Raw genomic sequence first — 18,050 nt, 5'->3', positions numbered from 1 at the left:
ATTTTTCGTTGTTATTCATTGGCACTTTTACCATGACTACTTCTCTTCGCGCCCGCGATAATGCGGGAGCCTGGGAGCGGTTTTGTCAGTGGATTACCAGCACCGAAAACCGCCTCTATGTGGGCTGGTTCGGCGTACTGATGATCCCTACGCTGCTGACCGCAACCATCTGCTTTACCATCGCCTTTATCGCCGCCCCTGCGGTTGACATCGACGGCATCCGTGAGCCCGTGGCTGGCTCGTTGATGTACGGCAACAACATCATCTCCGGTGCGGTTGTGCCCTCGTCTAACGCCATCGGCCTGCACTTCTACCCGATCTGGGAAGCCGCTTCCCTCGACGAGTGGCTGTATAACGGTGGTCCTTACCAGCTGGTGGTTTTCCACTTCCTGATCGGCATTTTTGCCTACATGGGTCGCCAGTGGGAACTGAGCTACCGCCTCGGCATGCGCCCCTGGATCTGCGTCGCCTACTCGGCTCCGCTGTCTGCCGCCACCGCTGTGTTCCTGATCTATCCCCTGGGTCAAGGCTCCTTCTCGGATGGCATGCCCCTGGGTATCTCCGGTACCTTCAACTTCATGATTGTGTTCCAGGCAGAGCACAACATTCTGATGCACCCCTTCCACATGCTGGGCGTTGCCGGTGTGTTCGGTGGCTCCCTGTTCTCCGCCATGCACGGTTCACTGGTGACCAGTTCTCTGGTGCGTGAGACCACCGAGTCTGAGTCGCAGAACTACGGCTACAAGTTTGGTCAAGAAGAAGAGACCTACAACATCGTTGCAGCCCACGGCTACTTCGGTCGTCTCATCTTCCAATATGCCAGCTTCAACAACAGCCGCAGCCTGCACTTCTTCCTGGGCGCATGGCCTGTGATTGGCATCTGGTTTACGTCCTTGGGCATTAGCACGATGGCGTTCAACCTGAACGGGTTCAACTTCAACCAGTCGATCCTTGACTCGCAGGGACGAGTGATTGGCACCTGGGCAGACGTTATCAACCGTGCGAACCTGGGTATGGAAGTGATGCACGAGCGCAATGCTCACAACTTCCCCCTCGACCTGGCTTCGGCCGGTGAGGCTACCCCCGTTGCGTTGCAGGCTCCTGTAATCAACGGCTAGGTTGTGATTGGGCGGGGCGCTCGCCTCGCCCATCCTGTGAATAGGTCGAATGAAGGTATGAAACGCCCCAGAAATCTGGGGCATTTTTTGTTGGGCTAGAGGTTGGGCAAGAAAGCTGGGTCGAGAATTTGGGGCAGGGTGTAGGGGCAGTCAGCGGGAAAGGTGCTGTAGTCGAGGCCGGTGTCTTGTACGGCTAGGTCTTGACCAAGTTGGTAGGCGATCGCCAGCGCTTCCGCCAAATAGGGCTTCAGGCTGGGGTTATCGCTCAACACTAGCTGCACTCGGGTGCGCTGCTCTCGAATGGTGGCCCGCCAGCTATTGCCACGGTGCTCCGGTTGGTAGTGCCACTTGAGCAGATGCCCCAACAGCACACTCAAGCGATTTCTCAGCTCTTGCCGTTCCCGCCGTCCCAAGTCTTGCAGTTCCTCTACGAGGTGGTGCAGATCCAGCTTTTCCCACAGGTTTTGCTCTAGCAGTTGGGCTTGCTGCTGAGTCCAGGCGTAGAAATCTGTCTCATAAAGGTTGGCCATAGCGTATGCCTGTATTGCAAACTGAACTTTCGCAAGTTGAACATTTTGCAAGCCGAACTATAGTTCATCATAGAAGAAGCGACCCTGGAGGGTGACGGTGGTTCAACTTGTCGATCGCTCTACTGAGCAGCGCTTCATCCATACTGGCGTGAGCTGGGATAGTTTTAAGGCGATTCAGCAGGGATTTGCGGATTCGTCAGGTATTCGTCTGTTTTACTACGCTGGGGAGTTAGAGATTTTGTCTACGTCCCTAGAGCATGAGATTGTGAAGGGCAATATTGGCTACCTGATTGAAGACTACTTGCTGGGTCAGGGCGTAGATTTTGTGGCGACGGGTTCTTTTTCTCAAGAACGGGAAGCGGTGGCCTCGGTACAGGCGGATGAGTCGTACTGTTTTAGCGCGAGAAAGCCGATCCCAGATCTGGCGGTTGAGGTGGTGTTTACCAGCGGTGGCCCTGACAAACTCAGGCGCTATGAGGCTCTGGGGGTAGCTGAGGTATGGTTTTGGGAATCGGGCAGCCTCAGCGTTTATCAACTGCACACTGACGGCTATCGGCAGGTCGGCGACAGCCAGTTTGTGCAGGGCATTGATCTAAATCGCCTAGCCCAGTGTGCCCTAGTTGAGTCTCGCCCCCAGGCGGTCAGAGCTTTTCGACAAGGGGCGTAGTTTGACTCCCCATGTCACCGTTTCCCCCTCGAATTCATGTTTTGCTGGCCAGTCAGGCACCCGTTGGGCTAGTAATTCGCAGGGGGCCGTCGAAGCACGTGGCGACGATGCTTTGGGATCGCGATCGCGACACCTTCCAGCTCGGCCAGTGGCTCAAGGGCCGCATCTACGAGCGCCGTAGCGATATCTCGCCCGATGGCAAACATCTCATTTACTTTGCCATGAACGGTAAATGGCAGTCGGAGTCGCGGGGCTCGTGGACGGCGATTTCGCGAGTGCCGTACCTGAAGGCGATCGCGTTTTTCCCGAAGGGCGACTGCTGGCACGGCGGCGGCCTGTGGACTGGAAAGACGAAATACTGGCTGAATGACGGCTACGGCCATGCAGAATTGCACAGCGCGTCGGCCCTGCAACGAGACACCCAGTACCAGCCCCAGGGCGGCTGCGGCGGCGAGTGTTTGAGCGTGTATTACCCCCGTCTGCTTCGAGACGGCTGGGCCTGGGTAGATCGCGTCAAGATCCGCAAATGGCAGGAGAAAGACATTTTTGAAAAGCCCATTGGCCAGGGTTGGACACTGCGCAAAATTGCCCACGCCGAAGTGGGCGCTCCAGTGGGTAAAGGCTGCTACTGGGACGAGCACGAACTGGTTGGCCCCAACCCGGCGCCGCCCATAGCCTGCCCAACCTGGGAGTGGGCCGAGCTGGATGGCAGGCGGCTGGTCTGGGCGGCGGCAGGCAAGCTTTGGGCCGCTCAAGTCAGGCCCAATGGATTGGTGAGCGAATCGGTCTTATTTGACTTCAACGATATGGCGTTTGACGCGATCGAGGCTCCATATTAGAACGCTGAATCCAGCTCAGTACCAGCCCAGCCTGCATTACGCCTGATTGCGCCTGTGCACCACAGCCGGGGGCGTTGTCACCTCAACGGCGGTGAAGGGTTCCAAAATTTTGTAGGTGTGCGACGCACCTTCGGGCACAACCCAGGAGTTGCCGGGTTCGAGCACCACTATCTGGCCTTCGAGGTGCAGCTCGGCCCGCCCGCTAATGACGTAGCCGATCGCCTCGTAGGGCCGCTTAGCCTCGGGCTTGGCCTCACCGGGCTGCTCATTTTCCCACAGCCGCATGGCCATATTTTTGCTCAGGGCCAGGTGTTTTTGCCCCATAGACCCCATCGGGGCAGCTTCGGAGGTGACTTTAATAATGGTGGTATCGCTCATAGTTTCGTAATTTTTGCCTTTACCCGCATCCTAAAGACCCTAAGACAGAGCAACATCTTTCCAATGAGGGAGCATGGCGCTCGATTGGGTGCACTTAGCCATTTAGCTCTCTCCGCAGGTAAAGCCTGCCACTATCTCCAAGTCGTTAGACTGCTGGGGAGAGTGAGCAGGGCCAGAGCTTTGGTAAGCCAACCGATCAACGCAGATTTACAGCACAAAGCGATCGCCATTCACGATCGCCTCTGTGTCGAATATGGCTGCCCAATTCCTTACTTTCATACCCTCGACCCGCTGAGCGAGCTAATTTCATCCCTGTTGTCCCACCGCACCAAAAATCGCGATTCGGGTCGCGCGTTTAAGCAGCTGGTGGCGCAATTCCCGACCTGGGCGGAGGTGCGAGATGCCCCTACGGAAGACGTTGAGGCCGCGATCGCCCCCTGCACCTGGCCCGAGCAAAAAGCGCCCCGAATTCAGCAGGTGTTGCGGTTAGTTGGGGAGGCAACCAGCGGCGAATGGTCGCTCGACTTCTTAAAAGATATGCCGACGAGGCAGGCTCGCGATTGGCTAGAAGCCTTACCCGGAGTTGGCCCCAAGACCAGCGCGGCGGTGCTGTGCTTTAGCCAGCTGCGGGGGCGAGCGCTGCCGGTCGATAGCCACCATCACCGGGTTGCCCAGCGGCTGGGGCTAATTTCTAAAACCCTGGCGGTGGGGCCATCCCACAGAGTGCTGGAAGCCCTCCTGCCCGAGGAGTGGAACGCGCAGCAGATCTATGACAACCATGAAGTCATGATGCTGCACGGGCAGCGGTGCTGCTTTTACAAAAACCCGGCCTGCGATCGCTGCCCTGTTTTGGACCTGTGCCCCTACGGCCAGGCAAGGTAGCGGACTGGCCCACGCTGTCTAGCCTTCGGCACTCTCTCCAGTTAAGATATACCCTCTGTGCACAGCGTTTAGATACAGCATTACCGGCATGAACTCGTCTGCACCGATCGGAGTGTTTGATTCTGGCGTGGGTGGCCTGTCCGTTTTACATGCAATTCGCGCCGCATTGCCCCACGAAGATTTGTGCTACGTTGCAGATTCTGGCCACGTTCCCTACGGCACAAAAACACCAGAGTATCTTCAGCAGCGATCGACCGCACTGACCGAATTTTTACTCACCCAGGGCATTAAAGCCCTGGTCGTTGCCTGCAATACAGCAACCGTGGCAGCCGTTAAACACCTACGTAGCCAATATTCTATTCCTATTATTGCGGTAGAGCCTGGCATTAAAGCCGCCGCCTCAATTACGAAAACGGGTGCCATTGGGGTAATTGCCACAGCTGCAACCCTGGAAAGTTTTCAGTTTATGTCGTTAATAGAGCGGTTTGGATCGGATATAAAAATTCTTCAGCAGGCCTGTCCGCACCTTGTTAAGCAGGTTGAAGATGGAGATCTGACCAGTCCGGCCACCCGCACAATCATCCAGCACTACACAGAGCCCTTGCTAGCGGCGGATATTGATGCGCTGGTGCTGGGTTGCACCCACTATCCCTTTCTGCGCCCGCTGATTGATGAAGTCGTGGGTTCAGAGGTGACTATTATTGACACCGGCTCGGCGATCGCGCGGCAGGTGCTCAAGGTGCTGACAGGCCAGAATCTGCTGAATCCGGCCCCACAACCGGGGCAAGAAACGTTTTGGACGAGTGGCGAAATAGAGACCGCCCAAAGCATTTTCTCGACACTATGGCAGCAAGAGGTAAATGTGCAGCGACTGCCTGAACCATTTCGATGAAAACCTACGTCCCGGATAAGTAGGTAACCTCAGTTCGGGATAACGCCGTCCCCTCTTTTGGAGGGGTGCTCGGAGGGCGGGGTGGGTCAAAACGGCTATAGAAATTACTCGACTGAATACGGTGAAATTCCAACGCTAGCCCCGGGAAACCCACCCCTGCCCCTCCCAGGAGGGGATAGCAAACCTGCTTTTGCAGAGAATTTCTTTAGCCCGAACTCAGGTTAGGTAGAGCTTCAAGACGGAGTAGCGCGGCGTCAACAGACAGACCGCCGCAGGACGCCCGGTGGGGTAGGGTGTTAACCTCAAAAAAACCCCTACCTCTGCCCCCGCCCCCGTCACCTCCTGAATGCTAGACCTGCTGCTTATCGCCAGCCTCGGATTTTTGGGCAGTTTTGGCCACTGCCTGGGCATGTGCGGGCCAATTACGGTGGCCTTTTCGCTGTCTCAGTCCTCCGCAGCGCCCAGCCGCTGGCAGAACATTCGCTTTCACCTGCTGCTCAATCTAGGGCGGCTGGTGAGCTACGCCCTGGTCGGCCTTTTGATTGGGGCGCTGGGGTCGGTGCTGGTGGCCAGTGGGCAAATGGCTGGCCTGGGCAGCTCGCTGCGGCGGGGGGTGGCGGTGGTAACTGGGCTACTGCTGATCTGGTTTGGGCTGGCGCAGATTAGCCCGAACCAGGTGCCCAAGGTGCCTTTCCTCAACCCGATGGTGCAGTCGGGGTTGCACGATCGCCTCAGCCGAGCCATGCAGGGCCTTTCGCTAAACCCCCAGCGCTGGACGCCGCTGCTGCTGGGGTTGGCCTGGGGGCTAATTCCCTGCGGTTTTTTGTATGCGGCTCAGCTCAAGGCCGCCGAAACCACGAATCCCTGGATGGGTGCAGCCACGATGCTGGCCTTTGGCATCGGCACAATGCCAATGATGCTGGGAGTCGGCGTCTCCACCGGGTGGGTCAGCGCCGATCGCCGGGGGCAGCTGTTCCGCCTGGGCGGCTGGATTACGCTGGTGATTGGCCTGCTGACAATATTTAGGGGCAGCGGGAGCGTCGATTTGACCGGCCACGGCGCGCTGATTTGCCTGTTTTTAGCGCTGATTGCCAGACCCCTGAGCCGGGTTTGGTCGCCCTTGCTGATCTATCGCCGCACCCTGGGGGTAGGGGCCTTTGTGCTCTCAGTAGCCCACATTGGCCATATGATCAACATGGGCTGGAACCCGCTGGCGCTAACCTTTCTGCTACCCAGTCTACAGATGGGTGGCTGGGCGGGTATTGTGGCCTTTGTGCTGATGGTGCCCCTGGCGGCAACCAGCTTTGACCAGGCCCAGCGCTACCTGGGCCACCAGTGGCGGCGGCTGCACCTGCTGAGTCTGCCTATTTTTATTTTGGTGGTGGTCCACACGCTGCTGCTGGGGTCGCACTATCTGGGTGGGTTTGAGCAAACTAACTGGCTGGCGGCGATCGCCCTGGTTACCCTGGCGCTGCTGGCGCTGCTGCTGCGATCGCGATGGTTTTGGTCACTGTTGTCTCTGGAGAAGTACTATGCCTCGCCCAAGTCTTAGCCTCTTTGGCGCCCTGATTATCGGCGTGGGCACGAGCCTGGTGCCGTTAGCCGCCCATGCTCACAAGACTGAGGTGTCGGGCGATGTGGCCGGAACCTGGCACCTGGAGCCCGACCACAGCGCCAAAGCCGGAGAACCGGCCCAAGTCTGGGTCGCCCTCACCCAGCAGGGCGGCAGGGTCATTCCCCTCGACCAGTGCAACTGCAATCTTGCCGTCTACAGGGCTAACCAGACGGACGGGCCGCCGATTATGCAGCCCGTGCTGAAAGCCATGTCGCCCGAGAGCTTTGAAAATATTCCTGGAGCCGAAATTACATTCCCTGAGGTGGGCGAGTACCGCATTGTGCTCACCGGCAGCCCCAAAGCGACTGAAACTTTCTCTCCCTTTGAGCTGAGCTATACCACGGTGGTTGCGGCAGGCCGACCAGAGCCCACACCCGCTACGCCTCAGCCGGAGAGTTCTACCCCGGCAGCCGACCAGAGCGCCCCGGCCCAGGCACCCCCAGCGAGCCAGGGGGAGGAACCAGCCGCCCCCATGCCCCAAGCCTGGAGACTGTGGGTGGCAGCAGGGGGAATAGCCGTTGCGATCGCCGCCGCTTTAACCTTACGCCAGCCGAAACCCCCAGCGTCAGACTAGATCACGCGATCGCTGCCCCCGTCGATGGGCACCTGGGCCCCGGTCGTTTTGGCAAAGACTTTGCTCGCCATAGTGCAGACCAGCTGGGCCACCTCCTGGGACGACACCGGCTGCTTGAGCAAATTGCGCGACTTGTACTCGTCCACGCTGATGCCGTAGCGCTGGGCGCGGCCCGCCAGCACCTCCGGCGTCCAGATGCCGGTGTCGTAGACGCAGTCGGGGTGCAGCACATTGACGCGAATTTCGGGGGCCAGCTCCAGGGCGGCGACGCGGGCCAGCTGGGTCAGCCCTGCTTTGGCGACGGAGTAGGCGGCAGCGCCGGGGCCAGGGGCCAGCACGTTGCGGGAGGCAATGAACAAAATCGTCGGATCCATGCCGTGGCGCAAAAAGGGAATGGCATGGCGCAGCAGGGCCCGCTGGCTGGTGAGATTGATCGCCAGACTCTTTTCCCAAATTTCGGCCTCCAGGTTTTCCAGGGTTTGACCAGGGGGGAAAATGCCGGCATTGCTGACCACAATATCCAGGCCGCCAAAGTGCTGAATGGCGGCGGCGATCGCTCCTTTTACCGCTGCTTCATCGGTGACATCTCCCTGCACCCCAACGAGTCCGGGTTTATTCAAAATTTTGCCCACATCGGGGTTTAAGTCGAAGCCAACCACCGCCGCGCCCTGCTGGTGCAACGCCTCCGCACAGGCTTTGCCGATGCCGCTGGCCGCCCCAGTGACCAGGGCGATTTTGCCCTGAAACTCTGACGCTGCCTTGGATTTGCCCAGCTTGGCCTGCTCCAGCTCCCAATATTCCATGTCAAACAGGTCTTTTTCGCCCAGGGCTTGCCAGCCCCCCAGGGCTTCGCCCATTTGAATGGCGCGGCGGGTGTGCTCGATGATGTCGGTGATAATGCTGGCGGCCTTGACGCTGCGATCGAAGGCGATCGTGCCGTAGCCCGGCCACACTGCCCAGCGGGGAGCCGCATCGAGCTGGGTCAGGCTGCCATCGCTATTGCGCTCAAAATACTGGCGGTAGTTCTCGGCAAAAGCATTCACCGCCGTTTCTGGCTCCTGCTCGATCACCACCGGAATGGCCTTGGTGCGAATCACGTGGTCTGGGGTTATAGGGCCTCGGGTGGCGATCGCCCCCACATTGGCCAGATTTGAAAAGCCCACCGCTTCGGGGCGCTGGTCGAGCTGCGCGATCATCGGTGCCCCCTTTACCCGCGACACCTGCTGGCGAATTTTGGCCAGGGTCAACCAATCGGCCTGGGGAGCCGCCGTCGCAAAGGACATCGCCTTGTGCTGCGCTAACGAGTCCTCCGCCAGGCTGACCAAATCGATCATGGTTTCGTAGGCGGTGCGGGCATCGTCGGCAAAGGTAAAAATGCCGTGGTTCATCAGCACCATGCCCTTGTACTGGCTCCAGTCGATGCCCTGGGTGAGTTCGCGAATTTTGCGCGCCAAAATAAACCCCGGCATCACGTAGGGAATCAGCAGCACCGAGTCGCCATAGACCTCGCGCATCCGCGCTTCGCCGGTGGGGTTGTTGGTCAGCGTCACCACCGCATCGGCGTGGGTGTGGTCAACAAAGGCGTAGGGAATAATCGCGTGGAGAATGGCCTCTACTGAAGGGTTGGGGGCGTTGGGGTCGAGCATCGCCGCCCGCTGCTGGGTCACCATTTCCGCATCGGTGAGGTGCTCCATTTCGGCCAGCCGCTGCAGTACCTCAAGGCGCACCGGGGCAAAGCCAGGCGCTTCAATGGTCGATAGATCCCAGCCGCTGCCTTTGACGTAGAGCACCGCTTCCTCGTCGCCAAAGAAATTCTTCACCGTGGCCTTTACCGACGTGTTGCCGCCGCCGTGGAGCACCAAATCAGACTCCTGGCCCAGCAGGCGAGAGGTGTAGACCCGCAACTTGAGCAGATCGCCATTCAGGGTTTGGGCAACGGACTCATCCCAGCGACTTTTCATAGGGCTATAGGTAAAAGACTATATGCAGATTAGCGGCAAAGTGGGGCAGACCGCAGCAGACAAAATCCTTATACCATTGCGCTGCCTCTGATTGCGACGTTCTGAGTTCTCCAGGAGGCGATCGCCGCGGCCCAGGCCGATAAGTCGTGCTGTTTTGGCGCTAAAAAGCCTAAACGTAGCCTTATCCAGCCGTTCCAGCGATCGATACACAGAACAGCGACTCATGATTCATCCTCAGACAACTTGTCCAATCTTTGCTGTTGGGCCTGGAAGCGCTGAATTCGCAGTTTGAGTTCGTCAGCAGTTTCTCGAATCGCCTCTAAATCAGAAGCTAAAAGATGACGTTGCAGTATTTTGAAAATCGGCTCTAGCTCAGTCGGGTAATTCAACAACAACTGAGTAATGTCGTTTTCATACAGGCTTGCCCGGTCGAAGTTGCCCTGTCGATAAAGAGAGGGCAAGGCATAGAGCTTGAGAATGATCAATCCCTCAACCGTAACGCAGCGAATGGTGCGATCGCCGAACTGTTTTTGCACAGCATACTGCTGATTGATCAGCTTAAACAGCTTGTTTTGCGTCAGCAAAACATCCACCTGAAGGGAACCAAAATTTCCTCGAATGAAATCTCGGTTTTCCTCAAGAATGACTAACTCTGACAGATCACTCAAGGCTCGTTTCGAGAGGATAAAATCAATATCCTGGGTGTTGCGACCTTCTACATAGCTCAGCATCGCAATGCCGCCTACCAGCAAGTACTCAATTTGTCGGTCCTCCAGGGTGGCAAACAAAAACTCAACCGTAGCTAGCAGATCGCCAAACTCCATTGCGCTACCCCAGTTTTTGACATCAAACGCTAGGCCGTTTTGGATAATCGCTGCGATCGCGCTAGTCATCGGTTCATCTTCTCCAATCTGAACCTCGATTGATTCTGGCCGCCTACCCCCGAATCTGCACGGGCATGACCAGGTAGGTAATCTTGGTTTCGCCCAGGGGCACAAACACCGCCGGGCTGGTGGCTGCGTTGCACTGCATTTGCACCTCGGTGGTGTCGAACGCCTTCAGACCGTCCAGCAGGTAGCGCACGTTAAAGGCAATATCGAGGTCTTCGCCGGTAACCTGGGCGGGCAGATCCTCGTGCCCGCTGCCGACCTCCTGGGCTTCGACCGAGAGCGCTATGGACTGATCGCCTGAGTTGAGGGTGATTTTGATGATGTCGTTCTTTTGGCTGGCCAGGACGGCAATGCGCTCCAGGCTAGCCATCAGCAGGCGGCGATCGACCGTCACCTGGCGGGCAAACTGCTTCGGCAGCAGCTGGCGGTAGTTTGGATACTGCCCCTCTAGCAGGCGAGTGGTGAGGCGCTGGGCGCCCAGGTCAAACAGCACCTGGGTCTCATCTAGCCGCAGGGCCACCGGCTCGTTGGAGCTATAGCCCTGAATCATGCGCTCTAGCTCGCGCAGGGCCTTAGCGGGCACGGTGACATCCATCGCTGGCGTGTCGGTGGCCGATTCATCGGTGGTTTGCACTACGGACAGGCGGTGACCGTCAGTGGCCGCAAACTCTAGGGAATCGGTCTCAGAGAGCAGATGCACGCCGGTGAGCACCTGCTTAGTTTCGTCGCCGCTGGTGGCAAAGAGCGAGCCGCGCAGACCGTTGAGCAGGGCATCTGCCGAGAGCGAAATAGCTTCGCCCTCCTCGACCGTTGGCAGCGAGGGATAGTCTTCGGCACTCAGACCGCGTACCTCATAGCGTCCTGAAGATGAGGTGAGGGTAACGGTGGTGCTGTCGCCGTCAGACTCCAGGGTGATGTCTTCGTTGGCCAGCCGCGAAACGATGTCGCCCCACAGCTTGGAAGGCAGGGTCAAGGTGCCCGGTTCTTCCACCTGGGCGCTAAAGCGGCTTTCGATGCCCAGTACTTCGTCAAAGCCCACCAGCGTTACCGACTGGCTCTCGATATCGGCCTTGACCAAAATATTGGCCAGCACCGGGCGACTGGGGCGAGATGATACGGCACGACTCACCGATGACAGTTGAGAACTCAGCTCGCTCTGGGGACAGATAAACTTCATGGCAACGGAGAAAAAGATATGCAGCTGACAAGGAACGTGAGCCCAGAACACCCGTCTGTGAGACCAGGCTAATTCCGTACTAGCAGTATCTCACCTTTGCTATGGATTCCCTGTATAACCGATCTTTTTATGGCATCTTGAAGAGCTGGATCCCTTGCCGTGGGAGCGGTTTAAGCTTTTGGAAAGCAGGCACTTTTAGATTGGAGGCTCATCCTATCACCCTTTTTTACCCCCATCAACGCTGACCCTGTTAGGTAAAGTCTGCCTTCCGGAAGAAGAAAAATTTAAAAGATAGTCGTAGTAGTAGAGCCTGTGAAAACTGGGGAAAATCTCTCATCCTCTATCTAGATATGGGCTGCACCGCTAACCTGGCTGGGGAAAAGGTGGGGAGAATTGCCGCCAGTTTCCACACCCTTGGACGTGGCGGTGGCAAGTTCCCCCCTGAGCGCGGCGTTGTCCCCTTTAAAGGAGGGCGCTTTCCCCGGATTTTCCCCGGTTTTCCCCAGGGAAATTGCGAAAAAAGATCACGAATCGTTACGTCTCACCCATGCGGCTGTTTTCTTCGGATCCCACGGAGCTGCTTGCTCGTTGATCCGTTTGCTGTGGGGGACGGTCTAGGCGACAGTGCTGGCGATCGCGGGCATGGAGGCCGAGTCCAGCGCGTCGGATTTGAGCACCAGTACGGAGCAGGAGGCGCGGTGCATGACTTCGTTGCTGACGCTGCCCAGCACCAGCTGGCTCAACCCAGATCGGCCTCGGTTGCCGACCAGAATGAGGTCGGCTCCCCATTCATTGGCCACTTTGCAGATAGCGGTGGCGGGGTTGCCAATCAGCTGCCGAAATTCGGTGGCAACACCGACGGTATTGGCGATCGCGCTGTAGTGGCGCAGCCGCTCTAAGCTTTCGGTTTCGTAGCGCGCCCACGCCTGCCGCCAGGCTTCTAGGTCCAGCTCGGTGCCCGGTGCCCAGTAAATATTGTCGAGTTTGCCTGACATGGGAAGGGGGCTGCTTTCTTCCTGGTTGGACAGGCTGTGCACCAGCAGCAGCGTACCCTTGGTGGCCTGGGCCAGTTCAAGGGCCTGGGAAAATAGGGCATCGCTGGTGGAGCTGTTGTCTAGGGCCACTAAAATTTTGCGGTACATGGGGTGTCCTCCCGTTAACTGAAATGAGCTGACGCGCGCTAGCCGCCTAGGGCTGAGATCGATAGCGGTCCAGGCGGGGTGCCAACCAGCAGAGCAATAGCACCAGCCCTAGCGCTCCGAGTTCGGTCGCCAGATATAGCCTGTCGTGGTAAGTGAAAATCAGGGACAACATGGGTCGATCCTCCTGGTGCCTGGCACCGTTGGGGCGGGCTCTTTGCAGCCACTGCCCTCTACTTTTATTGTCCTGCTGGGGCCGGGGGTCGGCGAAGGAACGCAACGAAGCTTGATGTGCGATCGCATTTCATAACCTTTTGCCAGCCATAATCTGCCCTAGCCCGCCGCCGCAAAGGTCCTGCCATCTTCCCGGCAAATTTCATAGATCAAGTTGCGCCCCGACAGCGCCACAATCGGCAGGCTCCCGCCCGGCTCGGTCCACTGGCTGACCATATAAAAGCGCTCCAGCCCCGGCAGGCGCTTGGGTACCCCCTTGATCATCAGCGGCAGGGTGTCTTTGGTGAGCAGCCAGCCGCAGCTGGCCCCCTGCCAGTTGCCGGTCGCTTGCTCCAGGCTGAGGGGCGTCGTCACATCCATGCACTCCACCGCTGCCCCCAGACCGGGATAAAACGCCTCCATGCGATCGATCAAATTCTCCGCATCCCGACTGGGGGAGCCGCCGTAGGTTTGCCAGTCGCTGTAGTGAGTCGTCAGCATCAGGCTCACCACCGATTTGCCCGGTGGGGCCAGCGATGGGTCGAAGCTGTAGTGCTTGACGCCGATTTCGGCGTGGGGCTGGCCTGCAATCGCCACCGGCCTATCCAGCAAATGCGTCACCCAGGCGGGCTGCTGCGAAAAATCCATATTCACCCCCAGCAGCACCTGAAACTGCGAATGCAGCGGCAGGTGCCCATTGTAGAGCTGCTCAATTCTGCGGTTGATGTACTTGCCCTTGAGCAAATCAAAAATAGTCCGGCGACCGTCGCAGGCGGAGATAATCCGCTCGGCCCGGTACTCGTCATGGCTATCCAGACGAATGCCCACGGCCCGATCATTCTCCACCAGCACCCGCTCTACCGGGGCAGAATAGTGAATTTCGCCGCCCAGGTCCAGATAGCGCTGCTCGATGGCGCGGGCAAAGCTCAGCGACCCACCCACCGGAAACCCTGCGTTGCCGTTGTCCAGGTAGGCCAGCAGCGACATGCCCACCATCACCGGCACATCGGGCCAGGCAAACATGTGGGGCATGGCCGATCGCAAAAATGGATTCTTCACCTGCCCCGCCAGGTCGCGCAACGACAGCTGACTCCACTTGCCCAGTACGCCCATAAAGGGCAGTACCTGCTTGCCCAGCCGCGCCCAATCCGTCGCCGTCATCAGCGACTTGGGCTTTTGTTGCAGCATCGACAGGTCAAAGTCTTTGAACTTGCGCACCCCTTTGCAAAACCCTGCAATCAGCTTGGCATCTTCGGGGGCCAGGGCCAGGAAGTGTTGTTCCAGCTGGTCGGGCTGGCTTTGCACCCGCAGCACCTCCCCCTGGGGGCCGTGGATTTGCATAAACTCGGGTTGGTTCACAAACTCTAGCCGCTGCACTGCTCCCAGCTCTTGCCACAGCGAGTAGAATGGCTGCCCCGGCCCGGTGCCAAAGATATAGTGAAGTCCGCCGTCGAAGGTATAGCCCTGGTGCGATCGCGCGGTGCATAGGCCGCCTGGGCGATCGTTGGCCTCAAAAACTTGGCTGCGGTAGCCGTTCATTTGGGCGTAGCACCCAGCCGCCAGCCCGGAGATGCCGGCCCCAATGATGATGATGTCTGCCGTCGGTGCCATAGGCTCTGCGATCCAGTGCTGAATACCTCAACGCTAGGTTGCCCCAGAGCCAGGTTCCCCAACCTTCAAAGTTGTCATAGTACTGGGCTAATCCAAAATTTTGGGCAGCTGCTGCGTTATTTTGTCCAGAAGCTGCTTCAGCTTCACAGGTTTAGCCATGTAATCGTTGGCCCCTGCCCCTAGACACCGCTCTAAATCGCCGGGCATGGCTAAAGCCGTTAAGGCAATAATCGGAATAGAGCTTATTTGCCCGTCGGCACGAATTTGCCGGGTTGCTTCTAATCCATCCATGTCTGGCATTTGAATATCCATCAAAATCACATCTGGCTGATTTTGTTTTGCCATCTGAACAGCTTCTAACCCATTGCGGGCCAGGAAGACTTGAAAATTCTGCGACTCCAGATAATTGAGCAACATGGTAATGTTGGCTTCGTTGTCTTCTGCTAATAAAACTTTAGGACGCCTGGCTAGTTCTGCGGCAGCAACGATAAGAGCCATCTCCGGGTTGGGAGACTGAACGTTGGCAAATAGTCGATGCAATGCTTGATGAAATTTTTGGCGAGAGAGAGGTTTAAGAAGATGCTCGATAGCTCCCATATCCAGGCTACGAGGTCGATCATCCACCACTGAAATGACAATAATAGGGATCGATTGAGTTTGGGAGTGAGATTTCAACTCGCTCAAGACTTCCCATCCAGAACAATCTGGCAGCAAAACGTCTAACACAATGACATCTGGGCTGACTCGTAACGCTACATCCAAGGCCCCTCTGCCGACCGGATGAATGACACTGGTCGCTCCTATTTCAGCTAGGTATCGTTTGATCTGGTTAGCTGCTGGACTCGAATCCTCTACCACTAAAACATTGTGGATTTCGACGTTGTTCGGTAAGGATTCTGGAGAGGAGAGATCGGGCTGAACCGATACGGGGTGCCACGGCAAGAGTACGGTAAAGCAGCTGCCGCGTCCTAGCTCACTTTCGACTCGAATGCTGCCTCCGTGCAGCTCAACAATTCTGTGAACGATTGATAGGCCCAGCCCTGTGCCGGTATAGTGTCGAGAGAGAGAACTGTCTACCTGCATGAAGGGCTGGAAGATCTGGTTCAAGTTTTCTGGAGCAATGCCAATCCCAGTATCCGTCACTTGAAATTCAACCGCTTGCTGAAGCGGGTTCATTTTCACCTCTAGCTGCACACGCCCGCCGTTGGGCGTGAATTTAACCGCATTGCTCAGTAAATTGACTAGTAATTGAACTAATCGCCGTTCGTCGGCCTCGATTTCTGAAAGTGTTGGATCAAGCTTGTAGGTCAACTGAATTTCTTTGTGTCTTGCCTGTTCCTTAACAAAGTTGAGGCTAGATTGGCATACTGAATCTAGGGCAACCGAACCCAGCTCGATCGCGACTTTGCCCGATTCAATTTTGGAGAGGTCTAAAATATCGTTAATTAGGGAGAGCAGGTGTTCTCCACTCTTCTCAATTGTTTGCAAAAACTGGCGCTGGCGATCGGTCAAATTGCCAAACACTTCTTCTAATAAAATCTCAGATAATCCTAGGATTGAGTTAAGTGGGGTTCGCAATTCGTGGCTCATGTTCGCCAAAAACTCGTCTTTGAGCCGGGCGGCTCTGGCTAGCTCTGCATTGGCCAAACTAATCCGCTCGCTACTGTGGCGCAGCTGGGCTTCCGCCTCCTTTAGTGGAGTAATATCTCGTCCGACCGACTGAAATTCAGTAAACTGTCCCTGGTCATCGAATAGCATCCGATTGATCCACTGGGTCCAGCGCACCTCTCCATTGACGACAATCCGGTTCTCGATGGTGACGGTAGGATTTTCGGCATTCATGGATCTGACTAGCTGAGTCACCCGTTCCATATCGCCTTCAAAAATGACGGGGCTATAACTCTTACCCAGAACTTCCTCTAATTTCACCCCAAAGTAACGACAGTAGGCACCATTGGCAAACAGAAGGGTCGTATCCGGTAGGTAGCGGACAATTAAATCGGTTTGATCTTCAACAATTGCGCGATAGCGGGCTGCACCTTCCTGCTCTAGCTGGATGTAGGCACTGGCCTGCTGCAAGGCAATGCCCAAATGGACGCCAAGCTGTTGGAGCAATTCAATTTCTGTGGTTTGCCACGATCGCGGCTCCTCACAGTGATGGGCAATCAGCAACCCCCACAGCTGGGCATCGCGGAGGATGGGTACCACCAAATTTGCCCGCACCTCAAATTGCGCTAGAAACTCAGCATGACAGGGAGCAAGGCGACCATCGTGAATATCAGCATGGGCCATGACTCGTCCTTGCTGATAGGAATCTATGTGCCCCTCGGCAAAACAAGGATCATGGATATCTCGATAGAGCAGGACTTGCCACGCTGAACCAACCGATTCGGCAACGACCGTGCCATCTCCGCTCGGTTCGATCCGAAAAATAACGACGCGATCGGTTTGCAAAAACCGACGCACCTCCGTGACCGTGGTGTAGAGAATTTCATCTAGTTCCAGCGACTGATGAATTTGCTGGCTAATGTGTCGGGTCAGTTGTTCGCGCTCTAGCTGCTGCTGGAGCTGGAGCTGAAGTTGCATAGCCGTAAGGGTCTTACTGACGGTCAGGCGCAACTCCTCAGCGGTGATGGCCCCTTTTACCAAATAGTCCTGGGCGCCTGCTCTAATCGCCTGCAGGGCGATCGCTTCATTGCCCTCCTCTGTGATCATCACAACGGGTAAACAGGCTGATTGACCCAGAGCTTGCAGCCGGGCCAAAACGTTCAAACCATCTAGGTCAGGCAGATGATAGTCGAGCAGGACAACATCGGGTCGGTGCTGCTGCCACAGGTCGATTCCCTGCTGGCCCAGGGATGCCTCTAAAAAGGTGTAGGAATATTCCCGATCGCCTAACAGATATCGCCGGTAAGTTTCCCGGTCCTCTGGAGAGTCATCGACAATCAGAACGGTGGGCGACGGCTGTTGCATGACTAATCCTCCAGGTGAGATGGCAGCGTTGTCACTTCAAACCAGTGTCTACGAGCGCCTAAATGCCCCGTTTGAGTTTGCCACTGCCTTCGCTGCCAGGGTAAGGTAGAATGCTGTCCCGGATGGGACTGGACTCAATCCGAATTTTACCGCCCATGCAAGCGGCGGAAGATTTGAAAAATTTTCTCTCGTTATCGCAGACATAGAATACGGGGTGTTGCCAATCCTCCCCAGCCAGCCAATCTCCACCCACTTTTTAGGCTTGTCGTTGGACTTACAGCCATAGTCACTTAGGCCATAGTCAGTTAGGTAATATCAAGTCCGGCTAATGAACCCAAGAATTGTAGGCCACTAACCCTTGCTTCTTCTAAGGCCATAGTGCGGTCGATTAAGCGGACTTGATATAAGACATCCAGAAGCGTTCAAGCGCTTGAACGTTTTGAGGGAAGTATCTCATCCAGACTGGCTACAGCTATAACTGCATGGCTGATTAAGTTGGTGAACAATTCGCCCACTAGGCGTAGTTTCTTCTCAAGAGATTGGGTGCCTGCCGCTGCTAGCAACGCCTTGAGGTAAGGCAATAGGCGCCGG

Annotated in this window: 16 protein-coding genes; 7 read left to right on the top strand and 9 right to left on the bottom strand. The window is 56.8% G+C overall.

The genetic code is table 11. The features are described from left to right. Positions 1 to 32: 32 nt before the first annotated feature. Positions 33 to 1,118, top strand: coding sequence for a photosystem II q(b) protein (gene psbA, locus LEPTO7104_RS0113640; RefSeq protein ID WP_017299141.1), 1,086 nt, complete (start codon positions 33 to 35; stop codon positions 1,116 to 1,118). Positions 1,119 to 1,213: 95 nt separating this feature from the next. Here the strand turns inward: psbA and LEPTO7104_RS0113635 are convergent, their stop codons facing one another. After that, positions 1,214 to 1,648 (bottom strand): DUF29 domain-containing protein, encoded by a 435-nt coding sequence (locus tag LEPTO7104_RS0113635; RefSeq protein ID WP_017299140.1) that lies wholly within the window; start codon positions 1,646 to 1,648, stop codon positions 1,214 to 1,216. A gap of 97 nt (positions 1,649 to 1,745) precedes the next feature. On the opposite strand from LEPTO7104_RS0113635, the gene LEPTO7104_RS0113630 reads away from it, so the two are divergent. Together LEPTO7104_RS0113630 and LEPTO7104_RS0113625 are read left to right on the top strand one after the other, a co-directional pair. Then, entirely contained in the window at positions 1,746 to 2,315 is a 570-nt protein-coding gene (locus LEPTO7104_RS0113630; RefSeq protein WP_155523632.1) for a Uma2 family endonuclease, read from the top strand. A gap of 11 nt (positions 2,316 to 2,326) precedes the next feature. Then, the gene (locus LEPTO7104_RS0113625; protein ID WP_026072681.1) at positions 2,327 to 3,154 is read left to right on the top strand and encodes a hypothetical protein; all 828 of its coding nucleotides are present in this window, start codon (positions 2,327 to 2,329) and stop codon (positions 3,152 to 3,154) included. 36 nt (positions 3,155 to 3,190) lie between these two features. On the opposite strand, the gene LEPTO7104_RS0113620 is transcribed toward LEPTO7104_RS0113625, so the two are convergent. Next, entirely contained in the window at positions 3,191 to 3,532 is a 342-nt protein-coding gene (locus LEPTO7104_RS0113620; protein ID WP_017299137.1) for a cupin domain-containing protein, read from the bottom strand. 180 nt (positions 3,533 to 3,712) lie between these two features. On the opposite strand from LEPTO7104_RS0113620, the gene LEPTO7104_RS0113615 reads away from it, so the two are divergent. The 4 genes from LEPTO7104_RS0113615 (at position 3,713) to LEPTO7104_RS40090 (ending at position 7,495) form a co-directional block, all read left to right on the top strand. Continuing rightward, positions 3,713 to 4,414, top strand: a complete 702-nt coding sequence (locus LEPTO7104_RS0113615; protein WP_017299136.1) for an endonuclease III domain-containing protein — start codon at positions 3,713 to 3,715, stop codon at positions 4,412 to 4,414. 88 nt (positions 4,415 to 4,502) lie between these two features. Next, the gene (gene murI, locus LEPTO7104_RS0113610; protein ID WP_040695447.1) at positions 4,503 to 5,306 is read left to right on the top strand and encodes a glutamate racemase; all 804 of its coding nucleotides are present in this window, start codon (positions 4,503 to 4,505) and stop codon (positions 5,304 to 5,306) included. A gap of 346 nt (positions 5,307 to 5,652) precedes the next feature. Further along, positions 5,653 to 6,858, top strand: a complete 1,206-nt coding sequence (locus LEPTO7104_RS0113605; protein WP_017299134.1) for an urease accessory protein UreH domain-containing protein — start codon at positions 5,653 to 5,655, stop codon at positions 6,856 to 6,858. Beyond that, a complete protein-coding gene (locus LEPTO7104_RS40090; protein WP_017299133.1) occupies positions 6,839 to 7,495 on the top strand; it encodes a hypothetical protein in 657 nt (218 codons plus the stop codon). The genes LEPTO7104_RS0113605 and LEPTO7104_RS40090 overlap by 20 nt, the downstream gene beginning before the upstream one ends. Here LEPTO7104_RS40090 and LEPTO7104_RS0113595 read toward each other — a convergent pair. The 7 genes from LEPTO7104_RS0113595 to LEPTO7104_RS0113570 all read right to left on the bottom strand — a co-directional run bounded on the left by LEPTO7104_RS0113595 (position 7,492) and on the right by LEPTO7104_RS0113570 (position 17,459). Then, positions 7,492 to 9,456: a bifunctional aldolase/short-chain dehydrogenase gene (locus tag LEPTO7104_RS0113595; protein WP_017299132.1), complete on the bottom strand. Its 1,965-nt coding sequence runs from the start codon at positions 9,454 to 9,456 to the stop codon at positions 7,492 to 7,494. The genes LEPTO7104_RS40090 and LEPTO7104_RS0113595 overlap by 4 nt on opposite strands. 221 nt (positions 9,457 to 9,677) lie before the next feature. Continuing rightward, on the bottom strand, positions 9,678 to 10,349 hold the full coding sequence (locus tag LEPTO7104_RS0113590) for a hypothetical protein (RefSeq protein WP_017299131.1): 672 nt from the start codon (positions 10,347 to 10,349) through the stop codon (positions 9,678 to 9,680). Between the two features lie 43 nt (positions 10,350 to 10,392). Then, positions 10,393 to 11,523 carry a DNA polymerase III subunit beta gene (gene dnaN / locus LEPTO7104_RS0113585; RefSeq protein ID WP_017299130.1) on the bottom strand — a complete coding sequence of 377 codons (1,131 nt, stop codon included), beginning with the start codon at positions 11,521 to 11,523 and terminating at the stop codon, positions 10,393 to 10,395. A 614-nt stretch (positions 11,524 to 12,137) separates the two neighbouring features. Then, entirely contained in the window at positions 12,138 to 12,665 is a 528-nt protein-coding gene (locus LEPTO7104_RS0113580; protein ID WP_017299129.1) for a universal stress protein, read from the bottom strand. A gap of 46 nt (positions 12,666 to 12,711) precedes the next feature. Further along, positions 12,712 to 12,837: a hypothetical protein gene (locus LEPTO7104_RS42350; protein ID WP_264308329.1), complete on the bottom strand. Its 126-nt coding sequence runs from the start codon at positions 12,835 to 12,837 to the stop codon at positions 12,712 to 12,714. A gap of 158 nt (positions 12,838 to 12,995) precedes the next feature. After that, positions 12,996 to 14,486, bottom strand: a complete 1,491-nt coding sequence (locus LEPTO7104_RS0113575) for a phytoene desaturase family protein (protein ID WP_017299128.1) — start codon at positions 14,484 to 14,486, stop codon at positions 12,996 to 12,998. Positions 14,487 to 14,573: 87 nt separating this feature from the next. After that, complete coding sequence (locus tag LEPTO7104_RS0113570; RefSeq protein WP_017299127.1) at positions 14,574 to 17,459, bottom strand: response regulator; 2,886 nt, start codon at positions 17,457 to 17,459, stop codon at positions 14,574 to 14,576. Between the last annotated feature and the right edge of the window lie 591 nt (positions 17,460 to 18,050).

The organism is Nodosilinea nodulosa PCC 7104, assembly GCF_000309385.1.
GTDB lineage: Bacteria > Cyanobacteriota > Cyanobacteriia > Phormidesmidales > Phormidesmidaceae > Nodosilinea > Nodosilinea nodulosa.
Note: the sequence above shows the minus strand (reverse complement) of the source record. Positions and strands in the feature narration are given on the sequence as shown.